The sequence below is a fragment of the Larkinella ripae genome (assembly GCF_054780775.1).
Genome location: NZ_BAAGVR010000001.1, coordinates 1 through 20,049 on the forward strand (window position 1 = coordinate 1; position 20,049 = coordinate 20,049).

19 protein-coding genes are annotated in these 20,049 nt (G+C 54.1%); 7 read left to right on the plus strand and 12 right to left on the minus strand.

Translation table 11 applies throughout. The annotated features are described in order from the left end of the window. Positions 1-147 precede the first annotated feature (147 nt). The 3 genes from tyrS to ACYVHX_RS00015 all read right to left on the minus strand — a co-directional run bounded on the left by tyrS (position 148) and on the right by ACYVHX_RS00015 (position 3,258). Positions 148-1,434 (minus strand): tyrosine--tRNA ligase, encoded by a 1,287-nt coding sequence (tyrS, locus tag ACYVHX_RS00005; protein WP_460670402.1) that lies wholly within the window; start codon positions 1,432-1,434, stop codon positions 148-150. A gap of 109 nt (positions 1,435-1,543) precedes the next feature. Then, positions 1,544-2,746, minus strand: a complete 1,203-nt coding sequence (locus ACYVHX_RS00010; protein WP_460669536.1) for an S-adenosylmethionine:tRNA ribosyltransferase-isomerase — start codon at positions 2,744-2,746, stop codon at positions 1,544-1,546. Between the two features lie 2 nt (positions 2,747-2,748). Next, the gene (locus ACYVHX_RS00015; RefSeq protein WP_460669537.1) at positions 2,749-3,258 is read right to left on the minus strand and encodes a hypothetical protein; all 510 of its coding nucleotides are present in this window, start codon (positions 3,256-3,258) and stop codon (positions 2,749-2,751) included. A 154-nt stretch (positions 3,259-3,412) separates the two neighbouring features. Here ACYVHX_RS00015 and ACYVHX_RS00020 point away from each other — a divergent pair, with 154 nt between their 5' ends. Continuing rightward, positions 3,413-3,964 (plus strand): cob(I)yrinic acid a,c-diamide adenosyltransferase, encoded by a 552-nt coding sequence (locus tag ACYVHX_RS00020; protein WP_460669538.1) that lies wholly within the window; start codon positions 3,413-3,415, stop codon positions 3,962-3,964. A gap of 165 nt (positions 3,965-4,129) precedes the next feature. After that, positions 4,130-5,200, plus strand: coding sequence for a branched-chain amino acid aminotransferase (locus tag ACYVHX_RS00025; protein ID WP_460669539.1), 1,071 nt, complete (start codon positions 4,130-4,132; stop codon positions 5,198-5,200). Between the two features lie 73 nt (positions 5,201-5,273). Here ACYVHX_RS00025 and ACYVHX_RS00030 read toward each other — a convergent pair whose 3' ends face one another. Next, the gene (locus tag ACYVHX_RS00030) at positions 5,274-5,840 is read right to left on the minus strand and encodes a hypothetical protein (protein ID WP_460669540.1); all 567 of its coding nucleotides are present in this window, start codon (positions 5,838-5,840) and stop codon (positions 5,274-5,276) included. A 42-nt stretch (positions 5,841-5,882) separates the two neighbouring features. Continuing rightward, positions 5,883-6,497: a hypothetical protein gene (locus ACYVHX_RS00035; RefSeq protein ID WP_460669541.1), complete on the minus strand. Its 615-nt coding sequence runs from the start codon at positions 6,495-6,497 to the stop codon at positions 5,883-5,885. Positions 6,498-6,667: 170 nt separating this feature from the next. Here ACYVHX_RS00035 and ACYVHX_RS00040 point away from each other — a divergent pair, with 170 nt between their 5' ends. Then, a complete protein-coding gene (locus ACYVHX_RS00040; protein WP_460669542.1) occupies positions 6,668-7,762 on the plus strand; it encodes a hypothetical protein in 1,095 nt (364 codons plus the stop codon). 100 nt (positions 7,763-7,862) lie between these two features. Here ACYVHX_RS00040 and ACYVHX_RS00045 read toward each other — a convergent pair whose 3' ends face one another. Then, positions 7,863-9,638, minus strand: a complete 1,776-nt coding sequence (locus ACYVHX_RS00045; RefSeq protein WP_460669543.1) for a RagB/SusD family nutrient uptake outer membrane protein — start codon at positions 9,636-9,638, stop codon at positions 7,863-7,865. A gap of 20 nt (positions 9,639-9,658) precedes the next feature. Beyond that, complete coding sequence (locus ACYVHX_RS00050) at positions 9,659-12,817, minus strand: SusC/RagA family TonB-linked outer membrane protein (protein ID WP_460669544.1); 3,159 nt, start codon at positions 12,815-12,817, stop codon at positions 9,659-9,661. A gap of 455 nt (positions 12,818-13,272) precedes the next feature. Here ACYVHX_RS00050 and ACYVHX_RS00055 point away from each other — a divergent pair, with 455 nt between their 5' ends. Next, positions 13,273-13,857 carry a hypothetical protein gene (locus ACYVHX_RS00055; RefSeq protein WP_460669545.1) on the plus strand — a complete coding sequence of 195 codons (585 nt, stop codon included), beginning with the start codon at positions 13,273-13,275 and terminating at the stop codon, positions 13,855-13,857. A gap of 152 nt (positions 13,858-14,009) precedes the next feature. Here the strand turns inward: ACYVHX_RS00055 and ACYVHX_RS00060 are convergent, their stop codons facing one another. Next, on the minus strand, positions 14,010-14,546 hold the full coding sequence (locus ACYVHX_RS00060) for a hypothetical protein (RefSeq protein WP_460669546.1): 537 nt from the start codon (positions 14,544-14,546) through the stop codon (positions 14,010-14,012). A gap of 150 nt (positions 14,547-14,696) precedes the next feature. Continuing rightward, a complete protein-coding gene (locus ACYVHX_RS00065) occupies positions 14,697-14,951 on the minus strand; it encodes a hypothetical protein (RefSeq protein ID WP_460669547.1) in 255 nt (84 codons plus the stop codon). A 90-nt stretch (positions 14,952-15,041) separates the two neighbouring features. Between ACYVHX_RS00065 and ACYVHX_RS00070 the strand changes: the two genes are divergently transcribed. Continuing rightward, positions 15,042-17,006 (plus strand): sialate O-acetylesterase, encoded by a 1,965-nt coding sequence (locus tag ACYVHX_RS00070; protein ID WP_460669548.1) that lies wholly within the window; start codon positions 15,042-15,044, stop codon positions 17,004-17,006. A 108-nt stretch (positions 17,007-17,114) separates the two neighbouring features. Here the strand turns inward: ACYVHX_RS00070 and ACYVHX_RS00075 are convergent, their stop codons facing one another. From ACYVHX_RS00075 to yidD, 3 genes are all read right to left on the minus strand, one after another. Continuing rightward, positions 17,115-17,501: a DUF4174 domain-containing protein gene (locus ACYVHX_RS00075; protein WP_460669549.1), complete on the minus strand. Its 387-nt coding sequence runs from the start codon at positions 17,499-17,501 to the stop codon at positions 17,115-17,117. 105 nt (positions 17,502-17,606) lie between these two features. After that, positions 17,607-17,984, minus strand: a complete 378-nt coding sequence (locus ACYVHX_RS00080) for a co-chaperone GroES (protein WP_460669550.1) — start codon at positions 17,982-17,984, stop codon at positions 17,607-17,609. A gap of 116 nt (positions 17,985-18,100) precedes the next feature. Further along, positions 18,101-18,310 (minus strand): membrane protein insertion efficiency factor YidD, encoded by a 210-nt coding sequence (gene yidD, locus ACYVHX_RS00085; protein WP_460669551.1) that lies wholly within the window; start codon positions 18,308-18,310, stop codon positions 18,101-18,103. A gap of 141 nt (positions 18,311-18,451) precedes the next feature. Between yidD and lgt the strand changes: the two genes are divergently transcribed. Then, positions 18,452-19,279 (plus strand): prolipoprotein diacylglyceryl transferase, encoded by an 828-nt coding sequence (gene lgt, locus ACYVHX_RS00090; protein WP_460669552.1) that lies wholly within the window; start codon positions 18,452-18,454, stop codon positions 19,277-19,279. Positions 19,280-19,390: 111 nt separating this feature from the next. Then, a complete protein-coding gene (locus ACYVHX_RS00095) occupies positions 19,391-20,023 on the plus strand; it encodes a transposase (RefSeq protein ID WP_460669553.1) in 633 nt (210 codons plus the stop codon). The last annotated feature ends 26 nt before the right edge of the window (positions 20,024-20,049 follow it).

The following is a 20,049-nucleotide window of genomic DNA, read 5'->3' on the forward strand; positions in this document are numbered from 1 at the left end:
GTTGCGATCCCCGATTTGGGACTGCAAAGTACCGCATTATTTTCCCCTTTGTCAAGACCCTAATGCAAAATAAATGGATAACTTCTTTGAATTCGCCAGTACTCCTTTCGTTCTCAAGAAGTTATCCATTGAAAAAAAGTTTAAAAATTATTCCAGTCGAATCAAATGGTTCTTCTTGCCTTTGGAAACGATCAGGTACTTCTCCTGCAACCATTCCAAATCAGCCAAAACCGTTTCATCGCTAACTTTCTGTTTATTAATGCTTACCGCATTCTGAGCCAGCGCTCGGCGGGCTTCTCCCTTGGATGCGTAAATATCTCCGCGGCTAGCGACCGCCAGCAAATCAATGATATCGTTGCAGGCTTCCCATTCCGACCGGTTTAGTTCAGTTTGAGGAACACCTTCAAAAATAACGGCAAATTCGTCGGATTGAATGGTGCGTAAGGTTTCGATGGTGGCCTTTCCAAAAAGCACTTCCGAAGCCTTGACGGCCAAATCGTATCCGGTTTGCGAATGCACCCGAATGGTTACGTCCTGCGCAATTGCTTTTTGCAAAATCCGTAAATGGGGTGCTTCATTGTGCTGGCGTTCGAGTTCCTCGATCTCTTCGCGGGACAGTAACGTGAAGACCCGGATAAACCGGGGACAGTCGGCATCGGCCGCGTTCAGCCAGAATTGGTAAAACTGGTAGGGCGACGTCATGGCCGGATCGAGCCAAATGTTTCCACCGGCCGACTTTCCGAATTTGCTTCCGTCGGCTTTGGTGATCAGGGGCGTCGTCAGGGCGAAAGCCTGGTACTCTTCACGACCTTCCTTGCGCCGGATGAGTTCGGTACCGGTGGTGATGTTGCCCCACTGATCGGAACCGCCCATCTGCAGCCGGACACCTTTATTTTTATGGAGCCAGTAAAAGTCGTAGCCTTGGAGTAACTGGTAGGAAAACTCGGTGAAAGAGAGCCCGGTTTCCAGGCGCTTTTTGACCGAATCCTTCGCGACCATGTAATTGACGGTCAGGTGTGTACCGGCTTCCCGCAAAAAGCCGAGAAAAGAAATCTCCTTGAACCAGTCGTAATTGTTGACCATTTCGGCCGAATTGGCCTTGTCGTCGAACGTCAAAAACCGGGTGAGCTGCGCCCGGATGCCCGCCTGATTGTACCGCAGCGTGTCCTCGGAGAGAAAATCGCGTTCGGTCGACCGCCCGGACGGATCGCCAATCATGCCCGTGGCGCCACCCACCAGCGCAAACGGCTTATGCCCCGCCCGCTGAAAGTGAACCAGTAACATGATCGTTGCCAGATTTCCGATGTGCAGGGATGCCGCCGTTGGGTCAAAACCGATGTAGCCGGCCGTCATTTCGTTGCGGAGCTGTTCTTCAGTACCGGGCATCATGTCCTGCAACATGCCCCGCCAGCGGAGTTCTTCAATAAAATCAATCATAGTTGGAAGGAAGAAGGGAGGAAGGAGAAAGGGAGGAAAGGAATTATGCGTTGTCCTTTCTTCCCTTCTTCCTTCTCTCCTTAATTTCGGGTACAAAGATACGGTTTCAGGGTAAAAGCAGCGAGGAGTCACCGTAACTTAAAAAGCGATAACCATTTTGCAGTGCTTCCTGATAAATGGTTCGCCAGTCGCTGCCCACCAGCGCAGCTACCAACAAAATCAGCGTCGAACCGGGTTGGTGGAAATTCGTTATCAGCCCGTCCGTGATCCGAAACCGGTAGCCCGGCAGGCAGTAAATACCGGTGTGGCCAATCACCTGGTTTTGCTCCGTATTATCTACGTACGTCAAAACCGCCTGTAACGCTTCTTTTTTCGGCGGTAAGTCGGTTTGTCCGAGCGAATAGGCGTAATTCTGATCCAGCAGAAATGGTTCGGTTTCCTGATTGATCAGCCGGACGCCGAACCAGTACAAACTTTCCAGCGACCGCATTGATGTTGTGCCGACGGCAATAACCGGTCCGGTAGGATTTACCAGATTCTCGAGATTCTGCCGGGAATACACCACCTGCTCCGTGTGCATCGTATGCTGACGAACATCCGTGGATTTGATCGGCTGGAATGTGCCGGCGCCGACGTGCAGCGTCAGAAAATCCGTTTGAACGCCTTTCTGAGCCAGACGGGCCAGCACTTCGGGCGTAAAATGCAGCCCGGCAGTGGGTGCCGCCACCGCGCCCTCAATGCGGGAATAAACGGTTTGGTACGTTTCATTGTCGGCAGGCGTCACCTCCCGGTTCAAATACGGTGGTAACGGGATTTTGCCCGCTTCGTGCAAAATACGGGCGAATGCCTCCTCACCGTTCCACTCAAACTGGATGTGCGACTGGTCGGCATCCTGCCACTGAGCCTTTAGAAAAACCGGGTATTCGCCAAGCTGGATTTCCTTCGTCAGGATTTCACCCGGTTTCCAGCGTTTCCGGTTGCCGATCATGCACTGCCAGACACTCTGCTGCCGGTCTTGCATGGCTTCGGAAACCAGGCGGTCGGCGGGTACCGGATTGAGCAAAAACAGCTCAATCACCGCGCCCGTTGCCCGCTGGAAGTGCAGCCGCGCCGGAATCACTTTTGTATTATTGAAAACCAGCAGACTTTGCTCGGGCAACAAGTCGGGCAATTCAAAAAACGAATGGTGCTCAATGGCGCCCCGGCGGTAGGTCAGCAGCTTCGACTGATCACGCTGGGGCAACGGAAACCGGGCAATGCGTTCGTCGGGCAGCTCGTATTGAAAATCCGGGAGTTGCAAGTCTTCCATAGCTACACTTCAGCGGCCGGTTTCATCGCCAGCCGGATGGGTAACGAAACGACGACAAGGCCGATAATGGCAACACAAGCCGGCAGCAGCCATTGGTGGCCGCTGAGGTTGGTAGAACCCAGTTGCGTGTTTAACCGGCCCATCACATACAGCGCCAGCGCCATCACGGTGTTGACGGAGGCCATCAGGCAGTAGAACCAGTTCTGAAAAATCTCGTTCAGCTGGCTGCGGTTTTCGAGCCAGCGCTGCTGATTCGGAATGGGCAGCGCCGTACCGGATACTTTCGGAAAAAGCTTCGTCAGCGTGTTGATGAGCGTGTTGTTGATCAGAAAAATAGCGACACAGCCGTAAAACAGGTAATCCCGGCTGATGAATACATCCGGGCGGCTATCGGACGTAAAGCCCACAGCCACAGTAGTTTCCAGGGAAACGTAAGTATAAATCAGGATGGAGGCAAACCCGATTAATGAGGCCAGCCGCCACAAACGAATGGCAAAAGTGGTAACTTTCATGAACTTGATTGGTTGACCTGATAACAGGCTTTGGGCCGCAAAGGTACGGGCTGCGGAACTGTGTTCCCACACCGGCTTAAAAGTTGCGCGGAGAATTCTTCGACAAACTCCGGTTTCCATTGCTGATCTTTGTAAAACCGCACGTTATTCTTCCATGAAAATTTACACCAAAACCGGCGATACAGGCCAGACCTCCCTGATTGGCGGACGGCGGGTCAGCAAGGCGCACCACCGGATCGATGCTTACGGGACCGTCGATGAGTTAAATTCCTGGATTGGCCTGGTTCGGGATCAACCGGTGAACGAAACCCGGAAGGAATTGCTGAAAGAGATTCAGGACCGGCTATTTACCATCGGGGCGGAACTGGCTACCGACCCGGAAAAAACCGTTAAAAAACCGCTGCCCGCCATTCAGGATTCGGATGTTGAGGCCCTGGAAGCGGCCATGGACGCGATGGACGCCCACCTGCCCGAGCTCCGGGCGTTTGTGCTGCCGGGCGGGCACCAGGCGGTTTCGTTTGCCCACCTGGCCCGCACGGTTTGCCGCCGGGCCGAACGGCTGGTGATTGCCCTGAACGACGAAGAAACCGTCGATCCGCTGGTCATTCAATACCTCAACCGGCTGTCGGATTATTTATTTGTCCTGAGTCGGAAAATGGCCTTCGAACTGGCGGCCGAAGAGGTCAGCTGGAAACCGCGTGTGTAGTCTAATCGCCGTTCGTTACGGCTTTTTGACGCCTTCAGTGGCCGCTTAAAAAATAATTAGCATAACAACTATTATTTACTGGACACTTCCTGAAGTTTTCTATACATTTGCTGACTATCAACCTCTGACGACTTCTTTAGTTGGTCAGATTTGCCACTTACCATTATGACTACCGACTTAGTAACCATCGCGCTAAGGAAAGCAGAACGCTCCCGGATTGAGGAGGTCGACTTTAACAACCTGCCGTTTGGCAAGCATTTTTCGGATCACATGTTCGTGGCCGATTTTGTGGACGGACAATGGCAAAACCTGCAGGTGGTGCCCTTCGGCGATTTTACGTTCAGCCCGGCGCTGTCGACTCTGCACTACGGGCAGTCAATTTTTGAAGGCATGAAAGCCTATAAAAACCAGGACGGTGAAGTTCACCTGTTCCGGCCGCTCGACAACTGGGCACGCATGAACGAATCGGCCAAACGGATGTGCATGCCGACGATTCCGGAAGACGTGTTCATCGGCGGGCTGGAAACCCTGCTGCGCGTCGATGCGGACTGGGTGCCGAATACGCCCGATAGTTCGCTGTACGTCCGGCCCTACATGTTCGGCACGGATACCTACCTGGGCGTTGCACCCTCGAAAACCTACCGGTTTTGCATTTTTACCTGTCCGGTGGGCGCGTATTACACCAAACCGCCGAAGCTGAAAGTCGAAACCGACTACATCCGTTCGGCTCCGGGTGGTGTTGGCTACGCCAAGTGCGCGGGCAACTACGCCGGTTCCATGTATCCGACGATGCTGGCGCAGCAGGCCGGGTACGATCAGTTGATGTGGACCGACGCAACCGAACACAAATTCATCGAAGAATCGGGCACGATGAACATCATGTTTGTCATCAATGGCAAACTGGTGACACCTGCCACGTCGGATTCGATTCTGAAAGGGGTGACCCGCGACAGCATCATTCAGGTGGTCAAAAGCTGGGGCGTCGAGGTGGAAGAACGGAAAGTTTCGATTCAGGAAGTGATCGACGGCATCGAAGACGGTAGCCTGACGGAAGCGTTCGGAGCCGGAACCGCCGTGGTGGTTTCGCCCTACTCGCTGATCGGCTACGAAGGCAAAGACTATATGCTGAACGAAGTGGCGAAAGACGATTCCCTGGCGAGCCGCATCTTCGATTACCTCACCGATCTGCGCACCGGCCAGATCGAGGACACCTTCGGCTGGATGCACAAAGTTTAGGCCGATTTGATCAACCAAAAACCGGGTTGCTGGCATTTCAAGAAATGCCAGCAACCCGGTTTTTGGTTATCCTTTAGACGTTAACATTCCGCCCAAACGTCAGTTTGAGACCAAAGTCTTTGCCTTTCGAAACATCCTTCAGCGTCACCCGATCATTCCCGGCAATTTTCCAGCTTTGCTGCTGCGTTGCGTTGCCAAACCGGCGGTTGAAATAAGCCGTCAACTCCCTCGAATGTTCATCAACGGACTTCCGGTTGTTCAGGTAAATATCGACCTGAATGCCCGAAACCTTTTTGTTGTTATCCAGAAAGTACTGGATGTCAACCGATTCCAGATTTTCGTATTCGATCGTGTAGCCGAGGTGAGTTGCATCCTGCTCAAACGGATCGGCGCTCTCCTTCTGCTTGACAACCGCCACCCCGTCGCCCAGATTAATACCCCGGAATAAGCCCTCTTCCGGGCCAGCCAGTTTTTCCAGCCAGTCGCTGGTGCTTGGTTCCGGTTCTGACGCGTTGCGGTCGGTGAGGATTTCGGTCGAATCAACGGGCGAGGTGGCCTCCGATGCGTGTTGTTTGGTTTGACAGGCGTTTAAAAAAAGCACTGACGCCCACAGTGCACAGCCGATAAAGGTATGCTTCATAGAAAATAGTTCAGGTTGGAAAGTGGGTAAACCGGATACCGACTAGGACGAACTGCCCCGGGAGCGACCTCCGCTGAAAAAACCGCTTCGGCCACCGGCGGGGCGGCTGATGCGGGAGCCGCGCACGTTGTCGCCGATCCGGTTGGCCCGTTCAAACGTCTGCGGGTTGCTGTAGACGCCGGAGCGGTACCGCTGTTCGTTGGCAAAACCGGAATTGTTCGAGCGGCCCAGCATGTACCCGAGCGTTCCCCACAGCAACACGTTGGACAACCCGCTGTGGTGGTGGTAGCCCGACGGATTGTTGAAGTAGCGGCTCGTCGATGAGTCGGTCTGGACCAGCCGGCGGGCGGCATCAACGCTCAGCGTGTCGCGGTGGCCGTCGGCGTAATTGACGATAGCACCGGCCTGTTTGGGATCGACTTGTACCTCGTCCGTAATTTTAAAATTTCCCGGACTGGTTTCGGTGATGTACGTCCGCACGCCTTGGCCGAACTGCTCTTTTGTTGCCGGGCCGTCGGCCTGTTCGGTTTCCGAATCGCCCGAATTGCCGCAGCTTTGCAAAACCGCCGTGCCATTGAGCAACGCAAGGCCCAGGGTCGCGCTGAGTGTAATGTCTTTTACCCGGCGTAAAATAGTATGTCTTCGAATGGGTGTCATCTTTTCAAGTAACTGTCGTAGAGACGAAACTACGCAGAAGCCCGACTGGTTGCAAGAACTTAGCGGATGAATGGAAAAAAGTCGGTAACAGGTTCACATTCTGGCGTATGAACAAAAACCGGTTTGGGTTGGCTGGCAAAAGTGGTCTTCGATGCCGTATTTTGGGGCTTATGCTCGATAAAACCGCGTTGATTCACCCGTTTCTTCACCGAATTTCGACTTTACAGGCGGAGAACCACCCATTTTTTCCGGCGGGTCTGGTTCCTTCCTACCGCAAAAATCCGCTGGTGTTGGGCTACAACCGGCCGGACACTAATATCTTTTTTACCGCCATCACGGTTTTCACGCTGCAACAGATCCGGCCGCGGCTGGCGCCGGACTTGCAGAAAACTGTCGATGCGATTAGCCAGCAGGCGGTTTTGCAGTATCCTGATTTTCAAAACAAAGACGGCCTTAAAACCTACAATTTTTACCGTACCCCCAAAAATAACCGCCCTTCCGGTCACTTCCCGAACGGGCGGTTTTTGCACCGAATCGAACATTTCCGGCTACCCGACGATGCCGACGATACGGCCATGGTTTACCTGACCAGCCAGCCGGCCATGGACGATTTACACTGGCTCAAACAGAAACTTACCCAACACGCCAATCTGGCCACGCGGCAGGTGGAAGATTCGTATCCCGAATACGGCCGGTTGCGCGCATACTCGACCTGGTTTGGCAAGAATATGCCCGTCGAATTCGACGTCAGCGTGCTCTGTAATGTGCTGTTCTGCATTTTTCAGTATGGGCTTCCGCTCAACGAACACGATACCGACAGCCTTGAATTCATCCGGTCGGTGGTCGAAAAAGGTTACTACCTGCGCGAACCGTTCCGGTGTTCGCACTCCTACCCGCGCGTGCCCCTGATCTTGTACCACGTTGCCGTCCTGCTGGCGGCCTTCCGCCCTGAACCGCTGGAAACCATTCGGGCCAACCTGATTCGGGATGCGTACGCCTTGCTAAAAACCGGCTTGCCGATGCTGGACCGGGTCATCGTTTCGACTTCGTTGTTGCAACTGGGCGAAAAACCGCCCCGCATCGACGTTCGGGCCATTGCCGAAACCGACATCCGCGATTATTCTTTTTTCATTGCCGGAATGCTCACCGCTTCACAGAATCCGCTGCTGAACCGGATGGCCCAATCGCGGCTGGTTCGGATGGACTGGACCTGCGAAGCGCATTCGCTGGCGTTGCTGATTGAATACCTGGTGTACGCGGAATGACGTACCACCGGGCTGGAATCCCGTTTCTTTCGCATAAAAAAACCGCCCGGCCACGATTTAAAAACCGTGCCGGGCGGGTTGTTGACGGAGCCAGCGGTTTTTACCAGCCCGGATTTTGCTTAATCGCCGGATTCTGAGCCAGCGTATTCAGCGGGATGGGCCACAGATAATGTTTGTTTTCGTCAAAAACCGGGTTGGCCCAGTCGGTGCCCTGGTACACGTCGATGTACGCTTTTCCCGTTGCCGGATCGACTTTGGTTTTGACGTTGGCCTTCGGATAGCGGGCAATCGCTGCGGCATCCCACAAAATACCCAGAGTTGGCGTAAGCAGTTTTTTGCCTTGTTTCCAGCGCTTCAGGTCGTTGTACCGGAAGCCTTCCATAAACAGTTCGATGCGCCGTTCGCGCCGGATTTCGGCAATCAGGGGAGAAACGCCGTCGGCCGTGTAGCGGGGATCGGCGGGTACTTTGGCCATTTCCAGGTGCGGCATGGCCACGCGGTCGCGGAGTTTGTTGAGGCTCAGATCGAGGTCGGCCTGGGTGATTTTCCCCAGCTCAGCCTGCGCTTCTGCGTAGTTCAGCAGCGCTTCGCCAAACCGCAGAATAATCGCCGGTGTTTCCGCCGTGTCAAACGCTTTTCCGATCATGTCATCCGCGTTGTAATGCTTGATGATGTGATAACCGGTCGTGGACAAATACCCGCCTTCCATGCCCTGAATGCGCGGATACGGCCGACCGTCGGCCAGGTGGTACTTGTACGAAACCGCATCGGCCGGGTGCAAAACCGTCTGGCGCAACCGCGGATCCCGGTTTTCGAAAACGTCTTCAATCTTGGCGTCACCTTTGTACAGCGGAGACAGCGTAATGGGCAAACCGTCCGTGCAGAGGTAGTCTTCCACCATGCTCTTGGTCGCCCCGCCCGCGTACTCAAAATACGACTGAACGTGGTTGGTAAACACGCCCAACTGGTATTTGCGCCAGTACATCACCTCCGGGTTTCCGGCCAGATTCAGCACGCGGTGGTAGGCGTTGTAGTCGGTTTTCGGGTTACCGGTCGTATACAGCCGGTATGGTCCTTTGTCCATCAGTTCTTTGGCGGCTTTGGCGGCTTCTTCGAGCCACATGGTGGCGTTGGTGCCGCCGTGGTATTTGCGCCAGGTTCCTTCGTAGAGGCAAAGCCGGGATTTCACCAGCAGCGCACACCAGCGGTTCAGCCGACCCGGCGCATTGCCGTCGCTCCAGCTATCGGGCAGTTTGGTGGTGGCAAAATTGAGGTCTTCCAGCACCTTCGTCATGGCTTCTTCGCGGGGCGTGCGGGCGGCATACAACTCGGGGGAATCGACGTTCAGCTCCTTGTCCACGAACGGCACATCACCGAATTTCTGCACTTTCTCGGCATAAAACCAGCCTCTGAAAAACCGGGCTTCAGCGATGTAACGATCTTTGATGGCCTGGGAAATGTTGGCTTTGTCGTAGTTGGCCAGTCCGACGTTGATGGCCCGCACGAAGTTCCAGCCTTTGTAGCCAAACTGCTGCGGATCGGTCGGCACCGTGTGTTTGCCCGAACGCACCTGCTGAAAGAAAATATGCCGGGCGTTGGTGGGGGCCATGTTGTCGGCAAATTCATCCTGAAACCAGACGCTGCCCCAGTTGCTTTCAAAACCGTTGTAGTGGCCGTGCAGAATCGGCACGTTGTCGTCGTTGCGGGCCAGGTCATACAAACTGTTGTTGTAAACCCGTAAGTCATTTTCGGTATTCCAGAAGGTCTGGTTGGTGATCCGGTCCAGCGGATAGCGCTCCAGAAATTCGTCATTACAGCCACTCAGGACCAGGGCCGCAACGAAGAAAAAACCGGCAAGCATGTTATATTTTTTCATGGGAATGGCAGTTGATACGATCAAAAAGAAACATTGAGTCCGAGGGTGGAAATGCGCTGCATCGGGTATTCGATGGCCGCCGACTGGATGGTTTCCGGGTCGAGCGGTTTGCGCATTTTGGTGTATTCCCACAGGTTCATGCCGGTGGCAAAAACCTGCGCTCTGCCCACGCCAATTTTCTGCATCAGTTTCTGGGGCAGATCGTAGCTCAGCGTGATGTTTTTCAGCCGGATATACGACGCGCTCTGGAGGTAGCGGGATTGCACCTGCACGTTCTTTTTGTCGTTGGTAGAAATGTGAGCCGCCGGAAAATACGCATTGCGGTTGTCTTCGGTCCAGGTGTCGGTGATGTAATAATTCTCGACGTGGCCCGCGTTGTAGGGAAAAAACCAGGTCCAGTTATCCGAGGTCGGCCAATGGTCTTTTTTGCCGATTCCCTGGAAGAAAACCGTCAGCCGCAGGTTTTTGTAGCCCAGCCCGCCGTTGATCCCGAACGAATACCGGGGGGTGCTGTTGCCGATCACCTTCCGGTCGCCCGGATTCGCCAGCGTGTTGTTTCCGAAGCTAATGACCCCGTCGCCGTTCAAATCCGTATACCGGATGTCGCCCGGCCGCCAGTTGGCCCCAATGTTGGTTTGCTTCGGAGCCTGCGCCACCTCGTCGGTCGTCTGGAAAATACCGGCGGTTTCGAAGCCCCAGATTTCACCCAGCTTCTGGCCCACGTAGTAGATGTTGCTGCCGTTGGGCAAGGCACCGGTCGGGTTGTTAAACCGGGTGATCTCGGCGGTCCAGTCCGACAGCGCCAGCGTGAAATCGTAGCTCCAGTCCCGTTTGAATTTGTCCCGCCAGGTCAGCGACAATTCCCAGCCTTTGGTGCGCAGGTCAGCCGCGTTTTCCTTCGGGGCCGTCGTTCCCAGAATGGCCGGATACGACACATCCATCAGCATGTCTTTCGTATCGCGGCTATAGACGTCCAGCGACGCATCCAGCCGTCCGCGCAGCATCGTCACGTCCAGACCGAAGTTTCTGGAAATCACGGTTTCCCAGGTCAGCGACGGACTCACCAGACCGGCGGCCGAAACGTACGGAATCAGGGCGTTGGTGAACATATACGGCGACTGCCCGGTGCCCATCGTGGCCACATACGGGTAGTAAATCTGGTTCCGGTTGCCGTCCAGCAGAATCTGGTTCCCCAGCGTTCCGTACGACGCCCGCAGTTTCAGGTTGTCGAGCCAGGAGCCGGTTCCGGCCATGAAGTTTTCGTTGCTGATCCGCCAGCCCGCCGATACCGACGGAAAAAAGCCAAACCGGCTGTCTTTCGGAAACCGGGAGGTGCCGTCGTAGCGGCCGTTGAGTTCGAGGAGATAGCGCTCTTTGAAGATGTAGTTAAGCCGGTAGAAAGCGCCCCGCAGCGCTACGTGCGACTTGCTGCCGAAGGTTTGCTGCACGCCGGTCGTTGCGTTGATGTCCACCACCTGCGGGGTGATCAGGGCCCGGGCCTGCGCGCCGGTATAGCTGTATTGGCCGCGCTCCTGGTTAAAACCGACCATCGCCGTCAGGTTATGGCTAACCGGCAGCGGCAGTTTGTACTCCGCAAAGGCGTTGAAGACGTAATACTGGTTGTAATTGTTTTCGTTCCGAATCCAGTCGTCACCGCTGAAGCCGTTGCTGACAATATTGGCCGCCAGCAGGTTGGCATCCACAATATCGATCTTGCTCTGCACGTCCTGGTACATCCGGTTGAAGATGTTGTACGAGAAATCCGAGCGGATTTTCAGGCCTTTCAGGGGTGTCAGCGTCACGCCCTGCGTCAGCCAGAGGTCGTTGTTGGTGTAGGTCGTGCGGCCCCCGTCCTTCAGGTACGGAAAGAAGTTGGTCCCCCCGAAATACTTGCCAATGTAGGGCGCGAATTTTTCCCGGTCGCCGGGGGTAATGTAATAGTCGAGATCGGGAAACTGCACCGGCATGATTGGGTTGACCCGCGCCAGCGAGTTGATGTTCACGTCCCAGTTGTAGAAGTGCGGCTTGTCGCTGTTCTGCGAGTTAAAGATTACTTTTTCGTCCAGACTCAGCCAGTCATTGACCTTAAAATCCGCCTTCATCAACACGTTGTAGCGCTTGAACTTCTCGTTATTGTAGCGCAGATAACCGTCTTTTGAGAAATACCCGAGCGACACCAGGTATTTCGACTTTTCCGTTCCGCCCGAAACCGACAGGTCGTGCTGGCTGGTCGGGGCGTAATTGGTCATGATGCTGTTCTGGTAATCGTTGTAGCCGTAGTAGCGGAGCACGCCGTTGACCGCTTTCCACTGCGGGGCCGATCCCGGGTTTTCGGAATACGCTTTGGTTCCGGCCACCATGTCGTCGTCGTACGCCGGAATGCCGCTGGTGCGGATGTTGGCCTGGTTGCGGGCCTGCACGAACCGGTACGGGTCGGTCACCACATCCATGTTGAAAATGGGTTTCGCCAGCGAAAACTGCGTGCCCAGCGAGACGTTGATTTTGCCGCTCTTGCCGCTCTTGGTCGTGACCAGCACCACCCCGAAAGCCGCCCGGGCGCCGTAGACGGCAGCCGCCGAGGCATCTTTCAGGACGCTGATGCTTTCGATGTCGTTCGGATTGACCCGGTTGAGGTCCATCGGCACGTTATCCACCAGAATCAGGGGCGCCCCGCCGTTGATGGATTCATAACCCCGGATGTTGAACGTAATGGGCTGGGCCGGGTCACCGTTCCGGACGTTGACGTTCAGGTTCGGTACCATCCCCTGCAAGCCTTCCCCCACCGACGCAATCGGGCGGTTTTGGAGTCGCTTGGAGTCCACGGTGCCCACTGCGCCGGTCAGGTTGACTTTTTCCTGCGTCCCGTAGCCCACCACCACCACTTCTTCGAGCGATTTGGTGTCCACGTCCAGCACCACATCGATGGCCGAACGTCCGTTGACCACCACTTCCTTGCTTAAATAACCAATGAAGCTGACGACGAGCGTCGCATTGGGATTGGGAAGCCGGAGTGTGTATTTGCCCGTATTGTCGGTGTTGGTGCCCTGCGTGGTGCCCTTGATGACCACACTGACGCCCGGCAGCGCTTCGCCGGACTCACCCGCGGTGATGCGGCCCGAAACCGTCTGGTTCTGCGCCCAGGCGGCCCCATAAACCGCTCCCAGAAAAAGCGCAAGCATAACCCTATGAAGGATTAGCCTACCGGGTTGTAGATTTTTTTTCATACATCGTTTAGAATTAAAGGTTGAAATGGATTTTGGAAAGGTACTGGCAAGCGAATGCCGGAACGTTGACCGGCGGAATTGAAAGAGGCTGACTAAAGGACAGAAGCATGCTTATTTCGACTACAAACTGTATTTTATCAGCACACAACTCTTATTTGTATAAGTTCTTAAAGTCAAAGTGCAAGTCTGTTTACTCTTGAAAAGACCGGTTTCATATAACTTTATGAACGGGTCATCAACGGTTCTGCTGGAGAATAAACCGGCCAACGCATCCAGATCGGCGGTTTTTGGCTATTTTGCCGCTGGATTGGCAATACCCAAAGGCGGTTTTTGGGCATCTTGCCCGGTTTGTGGTTGATACAACACGACCGGTTTTTGAATTTTCATTTAAAACAGATTCTTCTTTCGGCATGAAAACGTATTTACAGCTGGTGGCGAAATTCCTGATAGTGAGTTGTGTAGCGGTTAGTGCCTGCCAGAGTCTGGAAGGACCCGAGGGACCGCAGGGGCCACAGGGACCGGCAGGCCCGGCGGGTGCGGCAGGGACCACCGGAGCAACCGGACCCAAGGGGGCCGACGGTACGGCGAATGCCCAGCAGATCAATTATACGTCCCGGAGTCACGACGGTTTGAACGATTTGCTGCTGGCGCTGCCGCAGGCTATTAACCGGGATGTGGTCGAGAAGAGTATGTTTTACGTGTACGTCAAACAGTCGGCCCGGGGTGCGAACAACCTGGAAGAACCGTACTGGTTTTCGATCCCCGGCGAAACCATCAAAGGCAACGGCTACACGCATTTTGTTTCACCCGGTGGTGGGCAAACGCTGGCGGGCCTGTTTCTGCGCCGGACGGTGAATTTTCAGGCGGGCAGTGAATACTTCGAAGCCGTCCGCGTCGTGGTCGTCTCGGCCAACAACGTAATCAACGGTCGCAAAGCCGCAATCGACTACAGCAAGTATGAAGAGGTGAGGAAAGCGTACGGGTGGGCGGATTGAGAATTGGGCTGGAAACCTCCGCTGGCAGGCTGGCTAACGCCTGGATTCTTTTCTCAACTGCTGTATCGGGCCGCTATCGCTCTTGTGGTTAAGAATCGGTTTTTCATCTGCCGCCAATCAACGGCCCCACGCGGAGCGACTGTACCAAATCATTATAAAATTACAGATTCAAAAAATCTGCGTTGATAGGCTTGTAAATGTGTTTCATGAGTCACAGAATAAAGATGCTGACAAACAATGATCATTGCTCCCTTTAAGCATATCCAGTATTTGACAAAAACAGGTGTTTGTCCATAATACCCTTTCGTGTAATACTCGCCTACTTTCTGTCCATTCCTTTCCAATTCTTTTTTAGAGATGATTGTAGCTTTGTACCGTTCATTCATACTGGCTATGACTCCATCCATAAAGAGATTTACATTTTCACGATTCTTCTCATCGTTAGCATCCTTAACGAGTTTTTCACTCAAAGTAAGGTAGTAGTTGGACAGCGAATCCTTCGCAATTATTGATCTAATTCGATGGCCTTCTATCATCATAGTTGTGTCCACTACAGGCTTACGTGGAAAAGTTAGCTGAATGTTCTCGCTTTTCAATAAATAACCTTGCCCTAAAGCCTGATCGCCAATCAATAAACAAAACAATACAGCTAAAATTTTCATTAGAAAATCAACTCTTGCGATGTACATGCCTTAACCAATTAATAAGTTACTAGGAAGCTTATTGGGCAAAACCCTAGTTTTAGATAATTATAGCAAACACTCCATACGTTTGCAAGGTCGATGATTATAAAAGCCTGAAGGTCATTATGTTGAGCTAAATCAAACGGAATAGCCGTTTCACCCCAGCTTCTCCAGCAAATCATCCGGCAACAGCGGCAGGTAGGGCGTCAGCGGTTCGGTGGAGGTAAAGGCCGATAAGCGCAGGAGCTGGCTGTCGGCGGCATCGTATTGGAGTTCCACGAAAAATAAATCCAGGGCGTACAGCAGAAAAATATGGGCGTCCTCGTAGCGATTGGCCAGCACCGACCCACGGAACCAGAGCTGTTCCTGCTGGTGGCTGTGCGGGAGAATCAGAAAATCTTCAAGCTTCATCAAAATCAATGACTCGTTCGGTTAAATATCCGTATTTTTCCGCCCTATTCCAGTTTTTTCGCCAAAATTTCGTTTCCTAAATCCTCTCGTATGCACGTTAAATTCCGTCACGCAGCCGCTATCGGATTCATTCTGATGGCCTTCCAAACCTGGGCCGACGTCCGCTTACCCAAAGTTTTCGGTTCTCACATGGTGCTGCAACGCCAGAAGCCGATCCCGGTCTGGGGCTGGGCCGATCCGGGTGAGAAGGTAAGCGTTCAGTTCAATAATCAGACCAAAACCGCCAAAGCCGACAAAACCGGCAAGTGGCTGTTGCGCCTGGATCCGGCCGAAGCCGGAGGGCCGTTTTCCCTGACGGTTCGCGGCAAAAAAAATACCGTCGCCTTCGACGATGTGCTGGTCGGCGAAGTCTGGGTTTGCTCGGGTCAGTCGAACATGGAATGGAACCTGAAATCGTCGCGCGATGCGGCCAAAGAGATCAGCGAGGCCAATTACCCACAAATTCGCCATTTTAAAGTCCCCCACGACCTCAGCCTGACGCCCAAGGATGATGTACTGGGCAGTGAGTGGAAAGCCTGCACGCCCGAAAACGCCGGCGATTTCACGGCGGTCGGCTATTTTTTCGCCCGCGAATTGCAGAAAGAAATGCCGAATGTTCCGATCGGTTTGCTCAATACTTCCTGGGGTGGCACGCAATCGGAGTCGTGGACGAGCCGGGAAGCGATGGACAGTTTCGAGGAGTTCAAGCCGGTGGTTGCCACCATGCCGAAAAATCTGGACGACATTACCAGACAACGAATGGAGCAATTGCAGGCCCAGATTGCCAAGTTGCAGGGCGGTTTACCCGATGCCGCCGAAGTCAAACAATGGTCGGGAACGGATTTCAGCGACGCCAGCTGGCAAACCCTCCGCCTGCCCGATCTCTTCGACCGCAAAGCCATTCCGGGCTTCGATGGCGTCGTCTGGTTCCGGCGCGAAATTATGGTGCCGGACGAACTGGCCGGGAAAGAACTGACCCTGAACCTGGGGCAAATTGATGATACCGACGAAACGTACGTGAACGGCGTCAAGGTGGGCAGCACCAATCAGGTTAGTCAGGTGCGCGCGTACCCAATTCCCGCCGGAACCCTGAAACCGGGTCGGAATGTGATCAGCGTACGGGTGGAAGACTACGGCGGAGGGGGCGGTTTTTCGGCCAAGGAAGACCAGTTCAAGCTGTCGGGCAACGGCAGGGACCTCTCGCTGGTGGGCGACTGGAAATACCGGATTGCCGATTACAACCGCAATGCCACGCTGGTGAACCCCAACCTGACCGGCACGATTCTGTACAATGCGATGGTTGCTCCGCTGATTCCGTACGCGATGCAGGGCGTTATCTGGTACCAGGGCGAAACCAACGCGGGCCGGGCCTACCAATACCGCAAAACGTTTCCGCTCATGATTACCGACTGGCGCACCCGCTGGGGTCAGGGCGATTTTCCGTTTCTGTTCGTGCAGCTAGCGGCTTTCAACGCGGCCAACGGCAACAGCGCCAGCGGCAGCACCTGGGCCGAACTGCGCGAAGCCCAAACCATGACGCTGGCGCTGCCGCGCACGGGCATGGCCGTCACCTCCGACATTGGCGAATCGAAAGACATTCACCCCCGGAACAAACAGGATGTGGGTAAACGACTGGCGATCAACGCCCTGAAAACCGTGTACGGCCAGGACCGGATTTTTTCAGGGCCGGTTTTCAAGTCGATGGAAGTCAGCGGCAACAAAGCCATTCTGACGTTCGACAACGCGGGAACGGGCCTGACAGCCTCCGACAAATACGGTTACGTAAAAGGCTTTGAAGTGGCCGGAGCCGACCAGAAGTTTTACTGGGCCAAAGCCGAAATTCAGGGCGACAAGGTCATCGTGTCCGCCAGCGAAGTAGCAACGCCGGTTTCGGTGCATTACGGCTGGGCCGACGACAACGGGGAGGTCAACCTGTACAATAAAGAAGGACTACCGGCGGTGCCGTTTCGTACCGATACCTGGAAGGGCATCACCGAAGCCGGACGGTTTAAATAACTACGGTTTTGGTCGCTGGCCCAGAGTCCAACCGCGACAGCAGACGGTTTCCGATCAGCGTATGGAAGGAAAAACCCCGTCACAATTTTACTCGGTGACGGGGTTTGCCTATTGTTTTTTGGTTTCCGCTTTGCGCATCGGCATGCTGTCGATGATGCGGAAGATTTCCTGCGGCTCTGCCGGTTTGGAAAACGTTTCTTTTATCCCGCCATCTTTGCCGATGAGCCAGCCCTGAAAATTATTTGAAGGCACCAGTTTAAACGGTTCCTGCATCAGAAACTGCCGGTCGGGTTCTACAACTTCCGACGCTACCAGCACAACCACATCCAGATCGCGTTCGGTCAGACCGTCTTTTTCGGCATGCAGCGCTTCCTGCTGTTCGATCAGGAAATGCTGCACGTCATCACGGCCGTATAGCACCAGAACGCGACGGTTATCACGCTTCTCGTCCAGGATGGCCTTGAGCGATTTTTTTTGAACTCCTGTACTTTCCATTGTTCCAAATAGGGTTATACTTATCAGTATACCCATCAACCATCCCGCGCGCATAGTGTTCAAAAAGAAGCTTGGTGATTAACGCCACTCCTCTCTAAACCCGTTTTACTCAAAGAGGTTTTCAGAACGTTCGAGCAGCAAAATTGCCGACTGCGGAACGATGCAATATTTCTCACCTTCGTATTCCAGTTCGATGGCGTTTCGTTGCAGATACAACGCCAGATCGCCTTCCTGCGCCTGCAAAGGCATGTATTTCACTTTTTCTTCGGTTTCCTTCCACGGCTCGTCTTCCGCCGGGGTCGGAATTGGGTAGCCGGGCCCCACCTTAATCACGTAGCCGCTCTGAACCTGTTCTTTTTCCTGAACGGTGGCGGGTAAATACAATCCGCTGCTGGTGCGCTCGCTGGGGTTTTTCGGTTTGACCAGCACCCGGTCGCCCACCACGATCAAGCGTCTCAATCGATTATCTGCCGTTATTTCCATTTCCGTAAATCAATAGTCGGTTTTGCTCCTGCCGGAGTCGATAGGCAGCCCGAGCAAGAATCAGGCAATCCCGTCCACCCGGTCCCCGATGCGACAAATTGTCAGTTTGGCGGTTTTCAGGGCACCGGGTCGTAGCCGCTCCCCCCCCACGGATGACAGCGCGCGATCCGTTTCAGGCCCAGCCGCCCGCCCTTCAACGCGCCGTATTTCTGAACGGCTTCAATCATGTACTGCGAACAGGTCGGAACATAACGGCACGCATTGGGCAGGTAAGGCGAGATGGCCCCCTGGTACACGCGCACAAAACCAATGAGTACGGTTTTCATAGTTGGTACAAATCCTTCGTTAATTCTTTTCTATCTTTGCTTCCCGTGGGCCCGGCCCGTACCCGGAGTTGGCCCGTTGCGAAACGATTCAAACCCCAAACCGCCCAGGCGGGTCTATTCTTTAACACTTCGCTAAATCGAATGCTTTCCTACATCATCTGGGACGTTAATCCCGAACTGTTTTCCATCGGTACTTTCTCCGTTCGCTGGTATGGCCTGTTGTTCGCACTCGGGTTTTTGCTGGGCCAGCAAATTATGCTGTACATCTTTAAACGCGAAGGCAAACCCATTGGTGATATCGACGCCCTGACGCTGTACATGGTCATTGCCACGGTGTTGGGCGCGCGCATCGGCCACTTTCTTTTCTACGAACCCGACGTTCTGCTCAAAAACCCGCTCGAAGTCATCCTGCCGCCCTACCGCGGACTCGCCAGCCACGGGGCCACCATCGGCATCCTGACCGGTCTCTGGCTGTATTCCCGCCGGAAATCCAGCCGGGCCACCAACCAGACGTTTCTCTGGGTCACCGACCGCATCGTGATTGCCGTGGCGCTGGGAGGCTGTTTCATCCGGCTGGGCAATCTGATGAACTCCGAGATTGTCGGCCGTCCGACCGACGTTCCCTGGGGCTTCGTTTTTGTTAACAATACCGAGTACCTACAGATTCCCCGTCACCCTGCGCAGTTGTACGAAGCCCTCTCCTGTCTGGTGATTTGCCTGGTTCTGTTCCTATTCTGGAACCGCGACAAAGAAAATACCCCCCGGGGCAGTTTACTCGGCATTTTTCTGATCGGCGTGTTCGGCCTGCGGTTCTGCTACGAATACCTCAAAGAAAACCAGGTGGAGTTTGAAAACACGCTGGCGCTGAACATGGGTCAGATTCTGAGCATTCCGGCGGTTTTGGCGGGGGTGTATCTGCTGGTGACGAGCTACCAGCGGCAGCCGACGCTGACTTCCGGAAAAAAATAAACCAGTTTGCCCTTCCAGCTACCGGTGACTAAAAAAGAACCATCAGATCGGCGAAATCCTGCTTACCTTGTTTTTGCTAAAAAAATCTGAATTCATTAATCAAGCATCCGGATGAATCTGATCAAATCTGTCCCGGTTTTTCTGCTGGCGGCTCTCCTGTTGACGAGCTGCGGAGGAAATAAAGAAGAAGAAAAAGCCGAAGCGTCGGACGATGACGGCACGTCGATTTCGGCCACCGAAAGCGTCAAGGCGCTCGAAAAAATGGCCGATCAGGCCGAAGAAATGGCCAAAAACGGCCCGGTTGAAACCGTCGATTTCCGCAAACTGAAAGAGCTGCTTCCGGCCGATGCCGAAGGTCTGGCCCGCAAGGAAGCCACCGGCGAAAAAAATGGCATGGCCGGTTTTAACATCTCAACGGCCAAAGGCGACTACCGCAACGACGACGGCAGCCAATCCATCGAAGTCAACATCGTCGATGCGGGCGGAACCGGCGCGCTGATGGGGCTGGCGGCCTGGTCGATCATCGAGGTGGATAAAGAAACCGAAAACGGCTACGAAAAAACCACCAAATTCGGCGATTACAAATCCTACGAAAAATACGATAACGGCAATAAAAACGGCGAAATAGCCGTGCTGATCAACAACCGGTTTATCGTGACGGCCAAAGGCAACGGGGTCGAAATGAGCAAAATCAAATCGACGCTGGAAGACATCGACCTGGACAAGCTGAAAGACTTGAAATGATTTACCGCCGGACTGAAGTCCGGCGG